This window comes from Streptomyces sp. NPDC001410, assembly GCF_042895235.1.
Classification (GTDB): domain Bacteria; phylum Actinomycetota; class Actinomycetes; order Streptomycetales; family Streptomycetaceae; genus Streptomyces.
Genome location: NZ_JBIAWE010000010.1, coordinates 62,276 through 82,087 on the forward strand (window position 1 = coordinate 62,276; position 19,812 = coordinate 82,087).

The 19,812-nt window shown below is 70.7% G+C and carries 17 protein-coding genes and 1 pseudogene; 7 read left to right on the forward strand and 11 right to left on the reverse strand.

The window, feature by feature from the left end; genetic code table 11:
• Positions 1–41: 41 nt before the first annotated feature.
• From ACFY3C_RS22755 to rimP, 3 genes are all read right to left on the reverse strand, one after another.
• Complete coding sequence (locus tag ACFY3C_RS22755; protein WP_386576395.1) at positions 42–323, reverse strand: YlxR family protein; 282 nt, start codon at positions 321–323, stop codon at positions 42–44.
• A gap of 101 nt (positions 324–424) precedes the next feature.
• Entirely contained in the window at positions 425–1,423 is a 999-nt protein-coding gene (gene nusA / locus ACFY3C_RS22760; RefSeq protein WP_145885528.1) for a transcription termination factor NusA, read from the reverse strand.
• A gap of 2 nt (positions 1,424–1,425) precedes the next feature.
• Positions 1,426–1,935, reverse strand: coding sequence for a ribosome maturation factor RimP (gene rimP, locus ACFY3C_RS22765; protein ID WP_390772027.1), 510 nt, complete (start codon positions 1,933–1,935; stop codon positions 1,426–1,428).
• A gap of 233 nt (positions 1,936–2,168) precedes the next feature.
• On the opposite strand from rimP, the gene ACFY3C_RS22770 reads away from it, so the two are divergent.
• From ACFY3C_RS22770 to ACFY3C_RS22780, 3 genes are read left to right on the forward strand one after another with little or no spacing between them, the layout of a single operon-like run.
• Positions 2,169–2,705, forward strand: coding sequence for a hypothetical protein (locus ACFY3C_RS22770; RefSeq protein WP_390772028.1), 537 nt, complete (start codon positions 2,169–2,171; stop codon positions 2,703–2,705).
• On the forward strand, positions 2,702–3,187 hold the full coding sequence (locus ACFY3C_RS22775; RefSeq protein ID WP_386576399.1) for a ferritin-like domain-containing protein: 486 nt from the start codon (positions 2,702–2,704) through the stop codon (positions 3,185–3,187). Before ACFY3C_RS22770 ends, ACFY3C_RS22775 begins: the two co-directional genes overlap by 4 nt.
• A 50-nt stretch (positions 3,188–3,237) precedes the next feature.
• Positions 3,238–4,155: an aminoglycoside phosphotransferase family protein gene (locus ACFY3C_RS22780; RefSeq protein ID WP_386576400.1), complete on the forward strand. Its 918-nt coding sequence runs from the start codon at positions 3,238–3,240 to the stop codon at positions 4,153–4,155.
• A gap of 516 nt (positions 4,156–4,671) precedes the next feature.
• On the opposite strand, the gene ACFY3C_RS22785 is transcribed toward ACFY3C_RS22780, so the two are convergent.
• From ACFY3C_RS22785 to ACFY3C_RS22795, 3 genes are all read right to left on the reverse strand, one after another.
• Positions 4,672–6,378, reverse strand: a complete 1,707-nt coding sequence (locus tag ACFY3C_RS22785; RefSeq protein WP_390772029.1) for a proline--tRNA ligase — start codon at positions 6,376–6,378, stop codon at positions 4,672–4,674.
• A gap of 74 nt (positions 6,379–6,452) precedes the next feature.
• Positions 6,453–6,983, reverse strand: coding sequence for a GNAT family N-acetyltransferase (locus tag ACFY3C_RS22790; protein WP_386576402.1), 531 nt, complete (start codon positions 6,981–6,983; stop codon positions 6,453–6,455).
• 50 nt (positions 6,984–7,033) lie between these two features.
• Complete coding sequence (locus ACFY3C_RS22795) at positions 7,034–7,882, reverse strand: GNAT family N-acetyltransferase (RefSeq protein WP_390772030.1); 849 nt, start codon at positions 7,880–7,882, stop codon at positions 7,034–7,036.
• Between the two features lie 100 nt (positions 7,883–7,982).
• Between ACFY3C_RS22795 and ACFY3C_RS22800 the strand changes: the two genes are divergently transcribed.
• Complete coding sequence (locus ACFY3C_RS22800; RefSeq protein ID WP_390772031.1) at positions 7,983–8,720, forward strand: GNAT family N-acetyltransferase; 738 nt, start codon at positions 7,983–7,985, stop codon at positions 8,718–8,720.
• Positions 8,721–8,775: 55 nt separating this feature from the next.
• Here the strand turns inward: ACFY3C_RS22800 and ispG are convergent, their stop codons facing one another.
• The 3 genes from ispG to dxr form a co-directional block, all read right to left on the reverse strand.
• Positions 8,776–9,933, reverse strand: coding sequence for a flavodoxin-dependent (E)-4-hydroxy-3-methylbut-2-enyl-diphosphate synthase (gene ispG / locus ACFY3C_RS22805; protein ID WP_386576405.1), 1,158 nt, complete (start codon positions 9,931–9,933; stop codon positions 8,776–8,778).
• A 169-nt stretch (positions 9,934–10,102) separates the two neighbouring features.
• A complete protein-coding gene (locus ACFY3C_RS22810; protein WP_390772032.1) occupies positions 10,103–11,407 on the reverse strand; it encodes a M50 family metallopeptidase in 1,305 nt (434 codons plus the stop codon).
• Positions 11,404–12,669 carry a 1-deoxy-D-xylulose-5-phosphate reductoisomerase gene (dxr, locus tag ACFY3C_RS22815; RefSeq protein WP_390772033.1) on the reverse strand — a complete coding sequence of 422 codons (1,266 nt, stop codon included), beginning with the start codon at positions 12,667–12,669 and terminating at the stop codon, positions 11,404–11,406. Before dxr ends, ACFY3C_RS22810 begins: the two co-directional genes overlap by 4 nt.
• A 199-nt stretch (positions 12,670–12,868) precedes the next feature.
• Here dxr and ACFY3C_RS22820 point away from each other — a divergent pair, with 199 nt between their 5' ends.
• Positions 12,869–13,327 (forward strand): lamin tail domain-containing protein, encoded by a 459-nt coding sequence (locus tag ACFY3C_RS22820; RefSeq protein WP_386576407.1) that lies wholly within the window; start codon positions 12,869–12,871, stop codon positions 13,325–13,327.
• 1 nt (position 13,328) lies between these two features.
• On the opposite strand, the gene ACFY3C_RS22825 is transcribed toward ACFY3C_RS22820, so the two are convergent.
• Both ACFY3C_RS22825 and ACFY3C_RS22830 read right to left on the reverse strand, forming a co-directional pair.
• Positions 13,329–15,266 (reverse strand): acyl-CoA dehydrogenase family protein, encoded by a 1,938-nt coding sequence (locus tag ACFY3C_RS22825; protein WP_390772034.1) that lies wholly within the window; start codon positions 15,264–15,266, stop codon positions 13,329–13,331.
• Between the two features lie 132 nt (positions 15,267–15,398).
• Positions 15,399–16,197: pseudogene (locus ACFY3C_RS22830) on the reverse strand (endo-1,4-beta-glucanase).
• 212 nt (positions 16,198–16,409) lie between these two features.
• On the opposite strand from ACFY3C_RS22830, the gene ACFY3C_RS22835 reads away from it, so the two are divergent.
• Positions 16,410–17,423: a LacI family DNA-binding transcriptional regulator gene (locus ACFY3C_RS22835; protein ID WP_390772035.1), complete on the forward strand. Its 1,014-nt coding sequence runs from the start codon at positions 16,410–16,412 to the stop codon at positions 17,421–17,423.
• Between the two features lie 84 nt (positions 17,424–17,507).
• Positions 17,508–19,550, forward strand: coding sequence for a TIM-barrel domain-containing protein (locus ACFY3C_RS22840; RefSeq protein WP_390772036.1), 2,043 nt, complete (start codon positions 17,508–17,510; stop codon positions 19,548–19,550).
• Positions 19,551–19,812: the final 262 nt, after the last annotated feature.

Consider the following 19,812-nt stretch of genomic DNA (forward strand, 5'->3'; position numbering starts at 1 on the left):
GGGGGGTTCCGCACGGCTCGCTTTCCTACTGTGTTGCCTGCTCAGCAACTGTCTGTCTGCTCGATGTACTGACGCAACGCCTTTATGTCGAGCGGCCCGGGGACGCGTAGCGCCCGAGGGAACGCCCGGCGGCGCACCGCCTGGTCGAGACAGACCGGGTCGGGGTGCAGATACGCACCCCGGCCGGGCAGCGTACCGCGAGGATCGGGAACGCACTGTTCCTGTTCCGCCACGGTCCGCAGCAGATCGTCCTTGGCCGCTCGCTGCCTGCACCCCACACAGGTGCGCTCAGGGCATGCGCGGGCTCGCGTCCGGCCAGACACTGCTAAGTCTACCTCCCCGCACCGACCTCACCCCTTCGGGGGAAAAGTCGAACAGTTGCTTGCTACAGGCTGACGTGATCTCAGCGACAGACGGCCGAGATCTATTCCCCGGGACGCTCCCCGGCCTGCTCGGTGTCCGGACGGATGTCGATCCGCCAGCCGGTGAGCCGGGCCGCGAGCCGGGCGTTCTGTCCTTCCTTGCCGATCGCCAGCGACAGCTGGTAGTCCGGCACGGTCACCCGGGCGGAGCGGGAGGCCATGTCGACGACCTCCACCTTGCTCACCCGAGCGGGTGACAGGGCGTTCGCCACCATCTCGGCCGGGTCGTCCGACCAGTCGACGATGTCGATCTTCTCGCCGTTCAGCTCGCCCATCACGTTGCGCACCCGGCCGCCCATGGGGCCGATGCAGGCACCCTTGGCGTTCAGACCCGAACGGGTGGACCGTACGGCGATCTTGGTGCGGTGACCGGCCTCACGGGCGATGGCCGCGATCTCGACCGACCCGTCGGCGATCTCCGGCACCTCCAGGGCGAAGAGCTTCTTCACCAGGTTGGGGTGCGTACGGGAGAGGGTCACGGACGGGCCGCGCACACCCTTGGCCACCCGTACGACGTACGAGCGCAGCCGCATGCCGTGCGGGTACGTCTCGCCGGGCACCTGCTCCTGCACCGGCAGGATGGCCTCCAGCTTGCCGATGTCCACGAGCACGTTCTTCGGGTCGCGGCCCTGCTGGACCACTCCGGTGACGATGTCGCCCTCGCGCCCCGCGTACTCGCCGAGCGTGGCGTCGTCCTCGGCGTCACGCAGCCGCTGCAGGATCACCTGCTTGGCGGTGGTGGCGGCGATCCGCCCGAAGCCCGAGGGGGTGTCGTCGAACTCGCGCGGCTCCTGCCCCTCCTCCAGGTCCTCGGGATCCTCCTTCGCCCACACGGTCACATGCCCGGTCTCCCGGTTGAGCTCCACGCGCGCGTGCCGGCGGCTTCCCTCGGTGCGGTGGTAGGCGATGAGGAGGGCCGACTCGATCGCCTCGACCAGCAGGTCGAAGGAGATCTCCTTCTCCCGAACCAAGCCCCGCAGGGCGCTCATGTCGATGTCCACGGCTACGCCTCCTCCTCTTCCTTCATGTCCTTCTTGTCCTTGCGGTTGAACTCGACCTGAACGCGCGCCTTGGCGATCTCCGGGAAGCCGAGCCGACGGGTGGTCGCCTTGCGGCCCTTCACCCCGGGCACCTCGACGTCGAGACCGTCCTCGTCGGCCTTCAGGATCCGGGCGACCAGCTCGCCGCCCTCGGTCAGCTGGAACTTCACGAGCCGGTCGGTGGCGCGCACGAAGTGCCGGTACTCGGTGAGCGGGCGCTCCGCGCCGGGGGTTCCGACCTCCAGGTCGTACGCGGCGTCGCCCATCGCGTTGGTCTCGTCGAGCTTCGCCGAGAGCGCGCGGCTCACATCGGCGATGGCGTCCAGATCCGCTCCGTCGTCGGAGTCGACGACCACGCGCAGCACCCGCTTGCGTCCGACGGAGTCCACGGCGATCTCCTCGAGATCCAGCCCCTGGGAGGTGACGAGCGGTTCCAGAAGCTCTCGCAGCCTCTCGCTCTGGGTGGTGCTCATCCGGGTGACTCCTCGGCCGCGTGTGCTGTTGTGGGATGGGTCGCGTGTCTGGTCAAAGGGTATCCGGTCGAGGGGAGTGTTGCCGTCCACCTGTGTACGCGCGGTGCCGGTGAGTGGTGTGCGCGGGGTGCGCGGGTACCGTGATCACGGGCGTGCCGCCCTTCGGCTGTCTTCCTTTCGTAGTTATTCCTTTCGTAGTCTCCTTTCGTACGAGTTCCCCGAGGACGTCTGCAGTGCCGTACCCCCCGCCGCCGCGCACCCCCTCGGGGCCGCGCAGAAGGACCCTTTTCGCTTCGGCCGCCGGGGCCGCCCTGCTCGTGGGCTGTTCGGCCGATCCGGACTCCGGGGGCGGTGGCGACACTCCCTCGGCGACCGAACGGGCACGCGCGCGTGCGGCCAAGGACAGCGCGGGGCTGCTGGCGCGCTACGACGCCGTCCTCGCCGCCCATCCGGCGCTGGCCGAGCGACTGCGCCCGCTGCGCGCCGAAGTCGCGGCGCACGCGAAGGCGTTCGGTGGCACCACGGCCACCGGGTCACCCTCCCCCACGGCCACCGGATCCCCTTCCCCGGCGGCCTCCACGGCGACGCCTCAGGCCGTGCCGGCCACCGAGAAGGACGCCCTCGCCGATCTCGCCGCCGCCGAGCGCGACCTCGCCGACCGGCGGACCAAGGCCCTGCTGGACGTGCCGGGCGAACTGGCCCGGCTGATGGCGTCGGTGGCGGCGGCCGGGGCGGCCCACGCGTACCTGCTGACCGAGGGGGCCAGGTGAGCGACGAGACCCGCAAGGCCGAACTGACCGCGCTGCAGGCGGCACTGGCCGCGGAGCACGCGGCGGTGTACGGCTACGGCGTCGTCGGCGGGCGGATCGACCAGCGGCGGCGGACCGACGCACGGGCGGCGTACGACGCGCACCGGGCCCGCCGGGACGCGCTGGTGCGAGAGGTGCGCGACCTGGGCACCCAGCCGGTCGCCGCGAGCGCCGCGTACGCGCTGCCGTTCCAGGTGCCGGACGCGGCCGCCGCGGTGCGGCTGGCCGCCGAGTTGGAGGAGCGGGTGGCCGGGGTGTACGCGGACCTGGTGCGGGCGGCGACCGGCGCGCGGCGCGCCTCGGCGGCCGCGGCGCTGCGCGAGGCAGCGGTGCGGGCGGTGCGCTGGAGCGGGGAGAGCGTAGCCTTCCCTGGGCTCGCCGAGCGGGCCGGTGACGAATCAGGTGCGGCCGGACCCCGTACCTCGGCGTCCCCGACGACGTGATCGTGTAGCCGCCCCTACGGCAGGCCCAGGAGGAAGGGAACAACTCGCGCATGGCTTTCGAACCGCCCCAGCGGCTGGTGCGGGCGCTCGGTGAGACGGCACCGGCCGGGGACGACTGGCTGACGCGGCTGCCCGGGGCGGCCGAACGGGCGGTCGCCCGGCGCGAGTTGACCGTGGAGCGGGTCCAGGTGCCCGGCGGGCGCAGCAGCCTGGTGGTGCTGGTCCGGCGGACGGACGACAGCCCGGCGGTACTGAAGCTGGCCCCGCCCCGGGCCCGCCCCGAGAGCGAGCGGGCGGCGCTGGCGCACTGGGCCGGCCTGGGCGCCGTACAGCTCCTGGAGACGGACACCGAGGACGCCGCCGAGGGGGTACTGCTGCTGGAGCGGCTGCACCCGGACGTGTCGGTGCGGTCGCTGCCGGAGGCGAAGGCGCTGCTGGAGGCGGCGGGGACGCTGCGGCGGCTGTGGGTGGAGCCACCCATCGGCGACACGGCCCACGCGTTCGAGACGGTGGCCGAGCGGACGGGACGGCAGGCGGAGGCGATGCGGGCGACTGCGTCCGCGTTCGCCGAAGTGGCGGACCTGGTCGACGCCGCTGTGGGTGCGCGCGAGGAGTTGTCGGCGTCCGCGCCTGAACATCGGCTGCTGCACGGCACGTTTCGGCAGAGCAAGGTGCTCGCCGGGGAGCGGATGCCGTGGCTGGCCGTGGGGCCGGATCCGGTCGTCGGTGAGTGTGCGTTCGATCTGGCCCGGCTGGTGCGGGATCGGGTGGAGGATCTGATCGCGACGCCGTCGGGGGCGGCGACCACTCGGCGGCGGATCAAGCGGCTTGCCGAGTCGCTGGATGTGGATCTGGAGCGGCTGCGGGGGTGGACGTTGTTCCGGGCCGTGGAGTCGGGCGTTCGCGCGCTTCGGGTTGGCCGGCCGAAGGATGCGGAGCTGTTGTTGGAGTTTGCGGGTTGGCTTTAGCGGGTTGGGTTGAGGGGGTGGCGCGGGTCATTGAGTCACCTGCGGCCCGGTGGGGGCTGGTCGCGCCCACGCGGCGGAGCCGCACATCAGACACCGCCCCGCGCCCCTGGGGTGTTGAACTGGCCCTCCTTCTGAGGGCAGGCCGGTGCGTGGGTCGACGATGTCGTACGAGCCCTGCTCGGGCGGTGGGCCGACCGGTCCCGTGACGTCCTGCACGCGGATCCGCCAACCGTCGGCCGGTGCCTCGCCTCGCCTCGCCTCGCCCGCGACGGCGGTGTCCCACCGAGGCTCACCAGCACCCCGCAGCCCGCCGCACGCGCCAGTGTGGCCGCGGCCCGGTCGGCCGCCCATGCAGCGTGAGCGCGGCCGCGGCGTTCGCCGTCCAGCGGGCTCCGCTGCGGACCGCTGCCGCGGCGCCCCGTTCCCTGGTGTCCATGGCCGTTCCCCTCCCGTGGTGATCGTGACGCTGTGTCACGTCCCACGGTCGGGGAACGGCCTGAGAGAACCCTGTTTCCCTTACTGCGCCGTCAGGCGGGCGATGGCGTCCTCGACGGACAGCTCCTCGCGCTCACCCGTCTTGCGGTCCTTCAGCTCCAGCACGCCCTCGCCGGAGCGGCGGCCGGCCACCAGGATCTGCGGTACGCCGATCAGCTCGGCGTCGGTGAACTTCACGCCCGGGGAGACCCCGGCCCGGTCGTCCACCAGGACGCGGACGCCCGCGGCGGCCAGCTTGTCGGCGACGTCGAGCGCCAGCTCGGTCTGCAGGGCCTTGCCGGCGGCGACGACGTGCACGTCGGCCGGGGCGACCTCCTTGGGCCAGCACAGGCCCTTGTCGTCGGCGGTCTGCTCGGCGAGCGCGGCGACGGCGCGGGAGACGCCGATGCCGTAGGAGCCCATGGTGACGCGGACCGGCTTGCCGTTCTGGCCGAGGACGTCGAGCTTGAGGGCGTCGGCGTACTTGCGGCCCAGCTGGAAGATGTGGCCGATCTCGATGGCGCGGTCCAGCTTCAGGCCGGTGCCGCACTTCGGGCAGGGATCGCCCTCCAGGACCACGACGACGTCCACGTACTCGTCGACCTCGAAGTCACGGCCGGCGACGACGTTCTTGGCGTGCGTGTTCTCCTTGTTGGCGCCGGTGATCCAGGCGGTGCCGGGGGCCACGCGCGGGTCGGCGACGTACTTGACCTTCTCGCCCAGGCCCTGCGGGCCGACGTAGCCACGGACCAGGTCCGGGCGGCCCGAGAAGTCCGCCTCGGTGACCATCTCGACGACCGCCGGGGCGAAGTGCTCCTCGACCTTGCCCAGGTCGACCTCGCGGTCACCGGGCACGCCCACGGCGACGATCTCGCCGTCCACCTTGACCAGCAGGTTCTTCAGCGTGGCGGAGGCCGGGACGCCGAGGGAGGCGGCCAGCGTCTCGATGGTCGGGGTGTCGGGGGTGGGGATCTCCTCCGGCGCGGGCACGGCCGAGCCGTCCACCGGCTTGAGCTCGTAGCTGATCGCCTCGGTGTTGGCGGCGAAGTCGCAGTTCGGGCAGTCCGCGAAGGTGTCCTCGCCGGCCTCGGCCGGGGCCAGGAACTCCTCGGACTTGGAGCCGCCCATCGCGCCGGCGGTGGCGGCGACGATGCGGTAGTCGAGGCCGAGGCGCTCGAAGGTGCGCCGGTAGGCCTCGCGGTGCAGGGCGTAGGACTTGCCGAGGCCCTCGTCGTCCAGGTCGAAGGAGTAGGAGTCCTTCATCTGGAACTCACGACCGCGCAGGATGCCGGCGCGGGGGCGGGCCTCGTCACGGAACTTGGTCTGGATCTGGTACAGGATCACCGGCAGGTCCTTGTAGGACGTGCACTGGTCCTTGACCAGCAGGGTGAAGATCTCCTCGTGGGTGGGGCCGAGGAGGTAGTCGCCGCCCTTGCGGTCCTTGAGCCGGAACAGCTCCTGGCCGTACTCGTCCCAGCGGCCGGTCGCCTCGTACGGCTCCCGGGGCAGCAGCGCGGGGAGCAGCACCTCCTGGGCGCCGATCGCGTCCATCTCCTCACGGACGATCCGCTCCACGTTGGAGAAGACCTTCTTGCCGAGGGGCAGCCAGCTCCAGATGCCGGCGGCGGTGCGACGGACGTAGCCCGCACGGACGAGGAGCTTGTGGCTGAGGACCTCGGCGTCCGCCGGGTCGTCGCGCAGCGTCTTCGCCATCAACTGGGACATGCGCTGGACCGGTGCGTTCGCCATGGTTCTCGTACTCCTGCCGGGTAAGGGTGATGGCATAGGAGGTTAGCCGGGCTGCCTGTTCCGGTGGAAATCGGTTAACGCCGACGCAGTGGCAGAGGGGCGCCCATCACGGCGTACGGCCGGGGGGCGCTCGGGAAGTGGACCTGCCGGGCGAGGTCGACGTAGCCGAGGGAGTGGTAGAGGCCGCGGGCCGGGCTGTCGGTGTCGATCGCGGAGAGGATCGAGCGGGGTTCGGCGGCGCCGTCGGTGATGGTGGTGATCAGACGGCGGCCGATGCCGCGGTTCTGGTGGTCGGGGTGCACGTGCAGCTCGGTGATGACGAAGGAGTCGTCCAGCCAGAGGTCGTTGTGCTGGGCGCGGAGATAGGGCTCCACGACCGTGGACCACCAGTGGGTGCGGGAGTTGGGCATGCCGTAGACGAAGCCGACGAGCAGTCCGCCGACGGTCGCACCTAGGGCTCTGGCACCCGGGTACTGCATGTGGCGCTGGACGATCTGGCGGCGTACGGCGACCTCGTCCGGGCCGAGTCCGAAGGCGACGGCTTGGACGGCGAGGGCCTCGTCGACGTGCGCCGAGAGGTCCAGGGGGCCGATCACGAGGTCCATGCGGGGAGCGTACAGGGGGCGCCCCTGGGGCGGCCGCCCCCTCGGTTGTCTCAGAAGAGAACGCTCATGAAGGCGCCGACCTCCTGGAAGCCCACGCGCCGGTAGGTCCGCCTCGCCGCCGTGTTGAAGTCGTTGACGTAGAGGCTCACCACCGGAGCCACGTCGGCCAGCGCGTAGCGCAGGACGGCTGCCATGCCGGGTGCCGCGAGGCCCCGGCCGCGGTACTCGGGTGCCACCCACACGCCCTGGATCTGGCAGGCCTGGGACGTCGCCGCACCGATCTCCGCCTTGAAGACGACCTTGCCGTGTTCGTCGAGGCGGGCGAAGGAGCGGCCGGAGCCGACCAGTTCGGCGACCCGGGCCTGGTAGAGCAGGCCGCCGTCGCCGGCCAGCGGCGAGACGCCGACCTCCTCGGTGAACATCGCCACGCACGCCGGCATGATCGTCTCCATCTCGTCCTTGCGGATGCGGCGGACGTAGGGATCCGGGGCGATGTCGGCGGGCATGCGGTCGGTGACCATCAGGGGCTGGTGGGCGCGGACCTCGCGGGCCGGGCCCCAGTGCGGTTCGAGCAGGCGCCACAGCTGGGCGGTGGATTCGGCGGGCCCGACGATCGAGGAGCAGCGGCGGCCGGCCCTGCGGGCGCGGTCGGCGAAGGCGCGGACGGCGCGCGGGGAGGCGCAGATCGGGACCAGGTTGGCGCCCGCGTAGCACAGGGACGTGAGCATGCCGTCCTCGTACCAGCCCCACATCTCGCCGCCGAGGCGCCAGGGGTCGAGCCCGGCGATCTGCACCCGGGACGTCACGAAGGCGTTCGCGACCGGCTCACGGTCGAGGACGGCGAGCGCGGCATCCAGGTCGCTCGGTTCGAGGACCCGGGAGGTCGTCTGGGTCAACACGCGCGGGGCCTCACACTGGGGTCTGCTGATCTCCGCACTGTACCTGCCGAATTTGTGCCGCGCCGCCCCGTCGAGCCGGGCCCTGTGCTACGAACGGCGCATGATCTTGACAGCCGAACGTGCCGACGCCCGCAGCCGCCCCGAGGAGCAGCTCGCGGAACTGTTCAGTGAGGGATTTCCGCAGTTCATCACGGCCGATCGGCTGGTGAAGGAGTACATCGGCCGGGTGCGGGAGTTCTTCGCGGCCCTGGATCTGATGCTCGTGGACGAGGACGGGGTACCGGTCGCCGCCGGGTGGGGTGTGCCGGTGCGGTGGGACGGGCGGGTCGACGGGCTGCCCTCGGGATACACGGACGCGCTGGTGCGGGCCGTGGAGGGGCGGGAGCAGGGCGTCGAGCCGGACACGCTGGTGATCTGCGGGGCCGTCGTCACCCCGTCGCTGAAGGGGCGCGGGCTGGCGGGCCGGACACTGACAGCGCTGCGGGAGACGGCCCGGGAGGCGGGGCTGGGCCGGGTGATCGCGCCGGTGCGGCGGACGACGAAGGCGCGGTATCCGGTGACGCCCGTCGAGACGTTCATGCGGTGGCGGCGGCCCGACGGTGCCGCACTCGACCCATGGATACGGACGCACGAGCGTCTCGGTGCCGAGATCCTGGCGGCGGCGCCACAGTCGCAGACGATGACCGGCACGGTCGCCGAGTGGGAGGGCTGGACGGGCCTCGCCCTCCCGGAGTCCGGTGCGTACGTGATCCCGGACGGGCTGAGCCTGCTGCATGTCGACCGGGATACGGACGAGGGCGTGTACCGGGAGCCCAACGTCTGGATGCGCCACTGCTGAGAAGGCGGCGGGGCGATCGGCCTCGCAGGAGGCCGACCGCCGAAGCGGTACCGCGTCAGCCCGCGACCGAGACGGACGGCTCGCCGGACGCGATGCCCTCCGCCTCCATCTGCTCGGCGAGCTTCATGGCCTCCTCGATGAGGGTCTCCACGATCTTGGACTCGGGGACGGTCTTGATGACCTCGCCCTTGACGAAGATCTGGCCCTTGCCGTTGCCGGAGGCGACGCCGAGGTCGGCCTCGCGGGCCTCGCCGGGGCCATTGACGACACAGCCCATGACGGCGACGCGCAGCGGGACCTCCATGCCGGTCAGGCCGGCGGTGACCTCTTCGGCGAGCTTGTAGACGTCGACCTGGGCGCGGCCGCAGGACGGGCAGGAGACGATCTCCAGGCCGCGCTGCTTGAGGTTCAGGGACTCCAGGATCTGGAGGCCGACCTTGACCTCCTCGGCGGGCGGCGCCGACAGGGACACGCGGATGGTGTCGCCGATGCCCTGGCTGAGCAGTGCGCCGAAGGCGACCGCGGACTTGATCGTGCCCTGGAAGGCCGGGCCCGCCTCGGTGACGCCCAGGTGGAGCGGGTAGTCGCACTGCTCGGCGAGCTGGCGGTAGGCCTCGATCATCACGACCGGGTCGTTGTGCTTGACCGAGATCTTGATGTCGCGGAAGTCGTGCTCCTCGAAGAGGGAAGCCTCCCACAGGGCGCTCTCGACCAGGGCCTCGGGGGTCGCCTTGCCGTACTTCTGGAGCAGGCGGCGGTCCAGGGAGCCGGCGTTGACGCCGATGCGGATCGGGGTGCCGTGCTCCTTGGCGGCCTTGGCGATCTCCTTGACCTTGTCGTCGAACTGCTTGATGTTGCCGGGGTTGACGCGGACGGCGGCGCAGCCGGCCTCGATCGCCGCGAACACGTACTTCGGCTGGAAGTGGATGTCGGCGATGACCGGGATCTGCGACTTCCTGGCGATGGTCGCGAGGGCGTCGGCGTCGTCCTGGGTGGGGCAGGCGACGCGGACGATCTGGCAGCCGGACGCGGTCAGCTCGGCGATCTGCTGGAGGGTGGCGCCGATGTCGGACGTACGGGTCGTGGTCATCGACTGGACCGAGACGGGCGCGTCTCCGCCGACCGCCACGGATCCGACCTGGATCTGCCGGCTCTTCCGGCGCTCGGCGAGCTTGGTCGGAACGGACGGCATGCCGAGAGAAATCGCAGTCATCTGCTGTGCAACCCCAAGTCGTGGATCAAGGTCCGGTCCCGTGAACGGCGGGCTCCAGGCTTCGAGATTACGGCACGGGCCCCGGGCCGAGCACATCCCACCCGGCAAACCCACTCATTGGAAGGCGGCCCGGAACACAAGGCCCCGGGCCGCCTCGAACGTCGGATGGCTACGAGATTTTCACGGGGTTAACCACGTCCGCGATCAGCACCAGGACGGTGAAGCAGACGAAGATCCCGGCCACCACGTACGCCACCGGCATCAGCTTGGCCACGTCGAACGGGCCGGGGTCCGGGCGGCGCAGCACCCGGGCCACGCTCTTCCTGAGGGACTCCCACAGGGCGCCCGCGATGTGCCCGCCGTCGAGCGGAAGCAGCGGGAGCATGTTGAACAGGAACAGGGAGAGGTTGAACCCGGCGACCACGAAGACGGCCATGGCCAGCTGCTGCGAGGCCGGGATGTCCAGCGTGGCGATCTCGCCGGTGACCCGGGCCGCGCCGACGATGCCCATCGGGGAGTCCGGCTCGCGCGGGCCGTTGCCGAAGGCCGCGTCCCACAGGGCCGGGATCTTGCCGGGCAGGGCGACGAGGGAGTCGACGGCGTCACCGACCCGGTCGGTCATCCAGGTCACGGACTGGCCGAAGTCCTGCTTGACGACACCCTGGGCCGGGCTGAAGCCGAGGAAGCCGGCCTTGACGTACTCACCCTGGACGTAGGCGCCACTGGAGTCCTTCTTGGCGACCTGGTTGGTGGCGATCTTCGCGTGCAGGGTCAGCTCCTGGCCCTTGCGGTCGACGACGATCGCGACGTCCTTGCCGGCGCTGTCGCGGATGAGGTCGGACAGCGTGTTCCACTCCTCGGTCGGCTTGCCGTCGAAGGAGACGATCTTGTCGCCGTTCTTCACGCCGGCGGCCTGGGCCGGGGAGGCCGGGTCGGACTTCTTGCAGGTGTCGCGGTGCTGGCTCTGCGCGATGACGCAGGGCGAGACGGACTCGACGGTGGTGGTCTCCTGCTGGATGCCGAAACCCATCAGCACGGTCAGGAACAGGCCGATCGCGAGGATCAGGTTCATGAACGGGCCCGCGAACATGACGATGACGCGCTTCCACGGCTTGCGCGTGTAGAACATGCGCGTCTCGTCACCCGGCTTGATCTCCTCGAAGGCCGCCGAGCGGGCGTCCTCGATCATGCTGCGCCACGGGGAGGTGGAGCGGGCGGAGACCCGGCCGGACTCGTCGGGCGGGAACATGCCGATCATGCGGATGTAGCCGCCGAGCGGGATGGCCTTGATGCCGTACTCGGTCTCGCCCTTGTGCCGCGACCAGATGGTCGGGCCGAAGCCGACCATGTACTGCGGGACGCGGATGCCGAAGAGCTTGGCCGTGGACAGGTGCCCCAGCTCGTGCCAGGCGATCGAGACCAGCAGGCCGACCACGAAGACCACTATGCCGAGGATGAACATCAAGGTCGTCATGCACGCGCCTCCGCGGTCCGGTCTGTCAGTTCGCGCGCCCGGGCCCGTGCCCAGGTCTCCGCTTCGAGGACGTCCGACACGGTGAGTGAGGTTCCCGTGACCGGGGTGCCGTGCTCCTCGACCACCCGGGTGACGGTCTCCATGATGCCGTTGAAGGGCAGTGCGCCGGTGCGGAAGGCCTCGACACACTCCTCGTTGGCCGCATTGAACACCGCCGGGGCGGTCCCCGCGAGCTGCCCCACGTGTCGGGCGAGGTTCACCGAGGGGAAGGCCTCGTTGTCCAGCGGGAAGAACTCCCAGGTGGAGGCCTTGCTCCAGTCGAAGGCGGGCGCCGCGTCGGGAACGCGTTCGGGCCAGCCCAGACCGATGGCGATCGGCCCTCGCATGTCGGGGGGCGTCGCCTGGGCGACCGTGGATCCGTCGGTGAACTCGACCATCGAGTGAACATACGACTGGGGATGCACGACGACCTCAATGCGGTCGAAGGGAATGTCGTAGAGCAGGTGCGCCTCGATGACTTCCAGGCCCTTGTTGACGAGGGTCGCGGAGTTGATCGTGATCACCGGGCCCATGGCCCAGGTGGGGTGCGCGAGGGCGTCCTCGACGGTGACGTTCGCCAGCTCGGCCTTGGTGCGGCCGCGGAAGGGGCCGCCGGAGGCGGTGACGACCAGCTTGCGCACGTCGGCGCGGGTGCCGGAGGCGAGGGCCTGGAAGAGCGCGGCGTGCTCGGAGTCGACCGGGATGATCTGCCCGGGCTTGGCGAGGGCCTTGACCAGCGGGCCGCCGACGATCAGCGACTCCTTGTTGGCGAGCGCGAGGGTGCGGCCCGCCTCCAGGGCGGCCAGGGTGGGCGCGAGGCCGATGGACCCGGTGATGCCGTTGAGCACGGTGTGGCAGTCGGAGGCGGCGACCTGGGTGGCCGCGTCCGGTCCGGCGAGGATCTCGGGGAGCGGCTCCCCGGCGCCGTACCGCTCGGTCAGCGCCTCGCGCAGGGCCGGTACGGCGTCCTCGCGGGCGACCGCCACGGTCCGTACCCGCAGCCGGTGCGCCTGCTCGGCGAGCAGGGCCGTGCGGGCGCCGTTCGCGGAGAGAGCGGTGACCCGGAAGCGGTCGGGGTGGCGCAGCACGAGGTCGATGGCCTGGGTTCCGATGGACCCGGTGGAGCCGAGGATCACCACGTCCTTCGGGCCGTCTCCCGCGAGGGGGTCGTACACGAGGTGCGGGTCGGCGAGGGGTGCGGGACTGGCGGGACTGTCGGTCATCCCCCCATTGTGGCCGCTGGCCGCGGGCGATCGGACAGGGCATCCCTCGGGCGGGTGCGTTGACAGCTTTCGTTGCCGGATGGGGTGGTTCTCCGTTTGTGAAGTCGGAGTGAAGATCGTGTGATAACACTTCAGTCGGGCCGGTGGTCAGCCGGTCCAGGTACGACTTCGCGGACGACATCCTTGGGGGGATCTCTTCATGCGTACTGTGCGCATACGCGCCGCCCTGCCCGCCCTCGCGGGCGCGGCCCTGCTCACCGGAACCCTGCTCAGCACCCCGGCCCAGGCGGCCGGCGGCGTGCACATCCATCACGTCTGGTTCGACAGCCCGGGCCCGGACAACCGCTCCAACACGAGCCTCAACGCCGAGTGGGTGCAGATCAAGAACAGCGGCAGTTCCGCGGTCTCGCTCAAGGGCTGGATCCTGAAGGACGCCTCGAACCACAAGTACGTCTTCCCGAACGTCAAGATCGGCGCCGGGAAGTACATGAAGATCCACACCGGCAGCGGCTCGGACACCGCGTCGAACAAGTACCAGGACCGCCGTGCCTACGTCTGGAACAACGACAAGGACACGGCCACGCTGACCAAGGCGAGCGGCACCAAGGTCGACTCCTGCTCCTGGACGACGCGGGATCCGAGCGACAAGTACTGCTGAGCTACGCGCCGTACGGGCGGCGCGCGTTCTCACGGGTGGAGGGTCCGGGGGTCGCGTCGGCGATCCACGGGCCCTCGCCCGAGGGGTCGACGATCCCTTCCTCCAGCCACTCGTAGGCCCCGCCGAGCACGCCCTTGACCACCTTGCGGTCGAGGTCGTCGGTGTTGGCCCACAGCCGGTTGAAGAGTTCCTCGACACGGAGGCGGGACTGGCGGCAGAAGGCGTCGGCGAGCTGGTAGGCCTCGCGGCCGTGCTCGCCCTCGCCGCGCAGCCGCTCGGCGCGCACACAGGCCGCGCTCATCGCGAACAGCTCCGCGCCGATGTCCACGATCCGGCCGAGGAAGCCCTGCTTGGTCTCCATCCGGCCCTGCCAGCGGGACATGGCGTAGAAGGTGGAGCGGGCCAGCTTGCGGGCGTGCCGCTCGACGTAGCGCAGATGGCCGGAGAGATCCGTCTCACGCTTGAACTCGTGGTACGAGGAGGGCAGTTGACCGGGTCCGGCGACCAGCTTCGGCAGCCACTTGGCGTAGAAGACGCCCGCGCCCACGCCCGCCCGCGCCTTGTCCGACAGGGACTTGTCGGGGTCGATGAGGTCACCGGCGACCGAGAGGTGGGCGTCCACGGCCTCGCGGGCGATGAGCAGGTGCATGATCTCCGTCGAGCCCTCGAAGATCCGGTTGATGCGCAGGTCGCGCAGGATCTGCTCGGCCGGGACGGAGCGCTCTCCGCGCTCCTTGAGGGACTCGGCCGTCTCGTAGCCGCGGCCGCCGCGGATCTGGACCAGTTCGTCGGCCATCAGCCAGGCCATCTCGGAGCCGTAGAGCTTGGCGAGGGCGGCCTCGATGCGGATGTCGTTGCGGTCCTCGTCGGCCATCTGCGAGGACAGGTCGAGGACCGCCTCCAGGGCGAAGGTCGTGGCCGCGATGAAACTGATCTTGGAGCCGACGGCCTCGTGCAGCGCGACGGGCTTGCCCCACTGCTCGCGCTCGGCGGCCCACTCGCGGGCGATCTTCAGGCACCACTTGCCGGCGCCTGCGCACATCGCGGGCAGCGACAGCCGGCCGGTGTTGAGGGTGGTGAGCGCGATCTTCAGGCCCGCGCCCTCGGGGCCGATGCGGCTGGCGGCCGGGACCCGGACCTGGTGGAAGCGGGTGACGCCGTTCTCGATGCCGCGCAGACCCATGAAGGCGTTGCGGTTCTCCACGGTGACGCCTTCGGCGGTCGCCTCCACCACGAAGGCGGTGATGCCGCCCTTGTGCCCCTCGGACTTCGGCACCCGCGCCATGACGACCAGCAGGTCGGCGACCACCCCGTTGGTGGTCCACAGCTTCACCCCGTCGAGGACGTAGTCGTCCCCGTCCGGGACGGCCGTCGTCGCGAGGCGGGCCGGGTCGGAGCCGACGTCCGGCTCGGTGAGCAGGAAGGCGGAGATGTCGGTGCGGGCGCAGCGGGGCAGGAAGGCGTCCTTCTGCTCCTGGGTGCCGAAGAGCTTCAGCGGCTGGGGTACGCCGATCGACTGGTGGGCGGAGAGCAGGGCGCCGACCGCGGGGCTCGCGGAGCCGACCAGCGCGAGGGCCTTGTTGTAGTACAGCTGGGTGAGGCCGAGACCGCCGTACTTGGGGTCGATCTTCATGCCTAGCGCGCCGAGTTCCTTCAGCCCGGCGACGACCTCGTCGGGGATGCGTGCCTCGCGCTCGATGCGGGCCGAGTCGATCGTCGTCTCGCAGAAGACGCGCAGCTTGGCGAGGAACTCCTCGCCGCGGCGCACGCTCTCGGGCTCCGGGAGCGGATGGGGATGGATGAGGTCGAGCCGGAAGCGCCCGAGGAACAGTTCCTTGGCGAAGCTGGGCTTGCGCCAGTCCTGTTCCCGGGCGGCCTCCGCCACCTGGCGTGCCTCGCGCTCAGTGACGGTCTTGCGTTGGGTGGTGAAGGCGGACATGAGGCTCACCTCGCCGCAATAGGGATGTTGAGGACCGATCCTTACCGACCAGTGCTACTGGATCGTTGGTACCCGAATCCGGCCGACCCCACCAGTCCTCGCGCGCCGCTCGGTCGACGCCGGCGGGCGGGTTCAGCCGATGTCGACCGAGTACGACTTCGTGTCCAGCCGCCCGGAGCCCTTGAACACCTCGGTTCCGGCCTCGATCCCGGAGAGGTACTTGTCGTTGCTCAGCAGCTTGCGCCGAACGAGTGCCTGGGTGAAGTCGTCCAGGTTCAGCGTGGCACTCGTGGTGTTGGTACGGCGAACGAAGGAGTAGACCTTCCAGCCGGTAGATGTCCCACATGGCGCCGTCGAGGCTGACGCTGCCGTACTTGGTGCCGAGCGGGCCCGCGCCGCCCTGCCGGTCGAGCCAGATCATGACCTCGTCGGTGGGCTGGTCGGGCCAGTCCGCGCTGCCCTTGGCGTGCAGCCACAGGTCGTAGGCGACGTTCATCGTTCCGGGGTTCGAGCTGAGCGCGAAGCTCCACTTGGCGGTGATCTTCTTGCGGTCGCCGACCCGGACCGGCAGCCCGGTGCTCGCCCGGTCCGTCTTCCAGCCCCAGTGCCGGCCGAGGACCGTGCCGGCGTAGGACTTCACGTCGGAGTCCTTGCCCTTGCTGCTGTTGGCCCAGGTGTAGTCCGTGCCCCAGGAGATCGTCGAGCCGCTCCGGGAGTTGTCCCAGACGCACTGGGTGCCGGTGCCCTTGTCCTGGCCCCACAGGTTGTTGTTGACGTAGTACTTGCCGAGCGTGACGGTGTCGAAGGCCGTGCACTTCTTGCTCGACTCGCCGGCCTGCGCCATGGTGACGCCTGCGGCGGCGGCCAGGGCGACGGAGGCGGCGACAAGCGTCTTCGCCTTCTTCGACAGGCGCGGTCTGCGGTGTTGCATCGAGGGTCCTTCCGGGGGACGGTTCGTCTGCCGCCTCCCTGTGGTCGCCGGCCCGCCGAAAGGTTGCCGAACCCTTGGCTTCGGAATTGGTGTCGAAGCGCTTCGACAGCCTATGGACACCCACCTCCGCTGAAGCTACTGTCAATACACCCTCACTCGCCCTTGTCAGCAATGCGCAATGTCGAAGCGCTTCACAAAGCTTGGAGAGCTGGATGGTCACCCTTGCCGAGGTCGCCCAGCACGCCGGAGTCTCGGCGAGCACGGTGAGCTATGTCCTCAGCGGCAAGCGGTCCATCTCCGCCACCACCCGGCAGCGGGTCGAGCAGAGCATCCGCGAGCTCGGCTACCACCCCAACGCGGGCGCGCGCGCCCTGGCGAGCAACCGGTCGAACATCATCGCGCTGATGATCCCGCTGCGCACCGACATGTACGTGCCGGTGATGATGGAGATCGCCATCGCGGTGGCCACCACGGCCCGCACCCACGGGTACGACGTCCTGCTGCTCACCGGCGAGGAGGGCCCCGACGCGGTGCGCCGGGTCACCGGCAGCGGTCTCGCCGACGCGATGATCCTGATGGACGTCGAGCTGGAGGACGAGCGGCTGCCGCTGCTGCGGGAGACCGACCAGCCCTCGGTGCTGATCGGACTGCCCGCCGACACCATCGGTCTGACCTGCGTGGATCTGGACTGGAGTGCGACGGGCGCGCTGTGCGTGGAGCATCTGGCAGGGCTCGGGCACCGTGACATCGCTGTCATCGGCGAGGCCCCGGCCGTCTACGAGCGGCACACCGGCTTCGCCGAGCGCACCCTCGACGGGCTGCGCTCCCGCGCCCGCGAGACGGGCGTGCGGGTGCTGCACCGCCCGTGCGAGGGCGGGTACGACGCGATGGCCCTGACCCTGGCCCGGATCCTCGACGAGCGCCCGGGCACCACCGGGTTCGTCGTGCAGAACGAGTCCGCGGTGGAGCCGCTGCTCGCGCTGCTGCGCCAGCAGGGGCGGGCCGTGCCCGAGGACGTGTCCGTGGTCGCGATCTGCCCGGACCAGGTGGCGGTGCAGGCCTCGGTGCGGCTGACCTCGGTCGCCGTACCCGCGCAGGAGATGGGCCGGCACGCCGTGGAGCACCTGGTGGCCAAGCTGGACGGGCGGGGCGGCGACGAGGTCGTGCTGATCGCGCCCGAGCTGACGGTACGGGCGAGTTCGGGACCGGCGCCCGCCGCGTCCTGACGTAGCTGCTCCCGGTGCCCCGGACGTCCGGGGCACACCTCTGCCTGCTGTCCCTGTCTGCACTCCTCTCTTCAGGAGCATGCCGTGAATCAGCCTGCCGGAATTCAGCCCAAGGTCAGCCTCGCGCAGTCCTCCCCCACCGTCGGCACCTTCCGTGAGCGGGACGGGGCGCTGGAGTGGAGCGGCCGTCAGGAGACGGTGCGGATCGAGCCGTGGGGTCCGGACGCGGTCCGGGTGCGCGCCCGGCTCGGCGGCCCGCTCCTGGACGGGCTGCCGGGCGCACTGCTGGACGCCCCGCCGGCCACCGAGAGCACCGTCAAGGTCACCGAGGAACAGGGGCTGTTGACGGTCGGCACACTCACCGTCGAGGTGAGCGCCGAGGGGCTGATCCGCTTCCTTCGCACCGACGACCGCTCGGAGCTGCTCGCGGAGGAGCGCGCCCACTTCTGGTGGCCCGGCTCGCGCCTGTACACGGCCGTCGGCAACGGCCACCACCGGCTGGAGCAGCGCTTCGCCGCCTACGAGGGCGAGAAGCTGTACGGCCTGGGCCAGCACCAGCACGGCCGGCTGGACCAGAAGGGCCTGGTGCTGGACCTGGTGCAGCGCAACGCCGAGGTGAGCGTCCCGGTGCTGGTCTCCAGCCGGGGTTACACCCTGCTGTGGAACAACCCGGCGATCGGCCGGGTGGAGCTGGCGGCCAACGGCACCCGCTGGGTGGCCGACTCGGCCCGGCAGCTCGACTACTGGATCACCGCGGGCACCCCGGCCGACGGACAGCGCGCCTACAGCGCGGCGACCGGGCGTTCGCCGATGCTGCCTCAGTGGGCGGCGGGTTTCTGGCAGTGCAAGCTGCGCTACCGCACCCAGGACGAACTCCTGGAGGTGGCGCGGGAGTACAGGCGTCGGGGCCTGCCCCTCTCCGCGATCGTCTGCGACTTCTTCCACTGGACCCACCTCGGCGAGTGGAAGTTCGACCCGAAGGAGTGGCCCGACCCGGCCGCGATGGTCCGCGAGCTGGACGAGCTGGGCGTCAAGCTGGTCGTGTCCGTGTGGCCGTCGGTGTCGCCGCTGTCCGAGAACCACCCGCTGATGGAGCAGCGCGGCTGGTTCATCGGCACCCAGTACGGCCCGATGGCGCACGCCGACTGGCCGGACAAGGAGGTCGCCTCGACCGTCCAGGTGGCCTTCTACGACGCCACGAACCCCGAGGCGCGGGAGTTCGTGTGGTCCCGCGTCCGCGACAACTACCTCGCCCCGTACGGCATCACGGCCTTCTGGCTGGACGCCTGCGAGCCGGAGCTGAAGCCGGGCTTCCCGGAGAACCTGCGCTACTGGGCGGGCCCGGGTCTGGAGGTCGGCAACCTCTACCCACGGGAGAACGCCCGCACCTTCCACGAGGGTCTGCTGGCGGCCGGCGAGACGGACGTGGTCACGCTGAACCGCTCGGCATGGGCGGGCAGTCAGCGCTACGGCGCCGCCCTGTGGTCCGGTGACATCGGCACCGACTTCGCGACCCTGCGCCGCCAGATCGCGGCCGGCCTCAACACGGCGCTCTCCGGCATCCCCTGGTGGAACACCGACATCGGCGGCTTCCACGGCGGCGACCCGGACGACCCGGCGTACCGCGAGGTCATGATCCGCTGGTTCCAGTTCGGCGCGCTGTCCCCGCTGATGCGTCTGCACGGCTTCCGCGACCCGGGCATGCCGCTGGGCCCGGACATGACCGGCGGCCCGAACGAGGTGTGGTCGTACGGCGAGGAGGCCGGCACGATCCTGGAGAAGTACCTGCGGCTGCGCGAGCGCCTGAAGCCGTATGTGCTCCAGGTGATGCGGGAGGCCCACGAGGAGGGCCTGCCGGTGCTGCGCCCGCTGTTCCTGGAGTTCCCCGACGACCAGGCGGCCTGGTCCGTCGACGACGCCTACCTCTTCGGCCGCGATCTGCTGGTCGCCCCGGTGCTGACGGCGGGCGCCACGGCCCGGACGGCGTACCTGCCGGCGGGCGCGCGCTGGACGGACGCGTGGACGGGTGAGACGTACGAGGGTGGTACGGCCGTGACGGTGGACGCCCCGCTGGACCGCATCCCGCTGTTCCTGCGGGACGGCGCTCAGCTGCCGATCACCGGCTGAGCGCACGAGAAGGGCCGGTCCCATCCGGGACCGGCCCCCTGCACGCCGCTGAGCCGCTGCTGACGCCGTAGCTGTTGGTGGTCATCTTCTCGGCCGTGAAAGGCCGAGTCGTCCGCTCGGCGGTTCACACCTCGTCGCGCTCCTCGGCTGCCGCCGGCCGCGGCATCAAGGTCGCATCCGCCCTGACGGGCGCGGGACCGGTGACAAGGCCCCACACCGGGAGGACACTTGTTGCCATGGGTGTCCCTTCCATGGGTGGGGG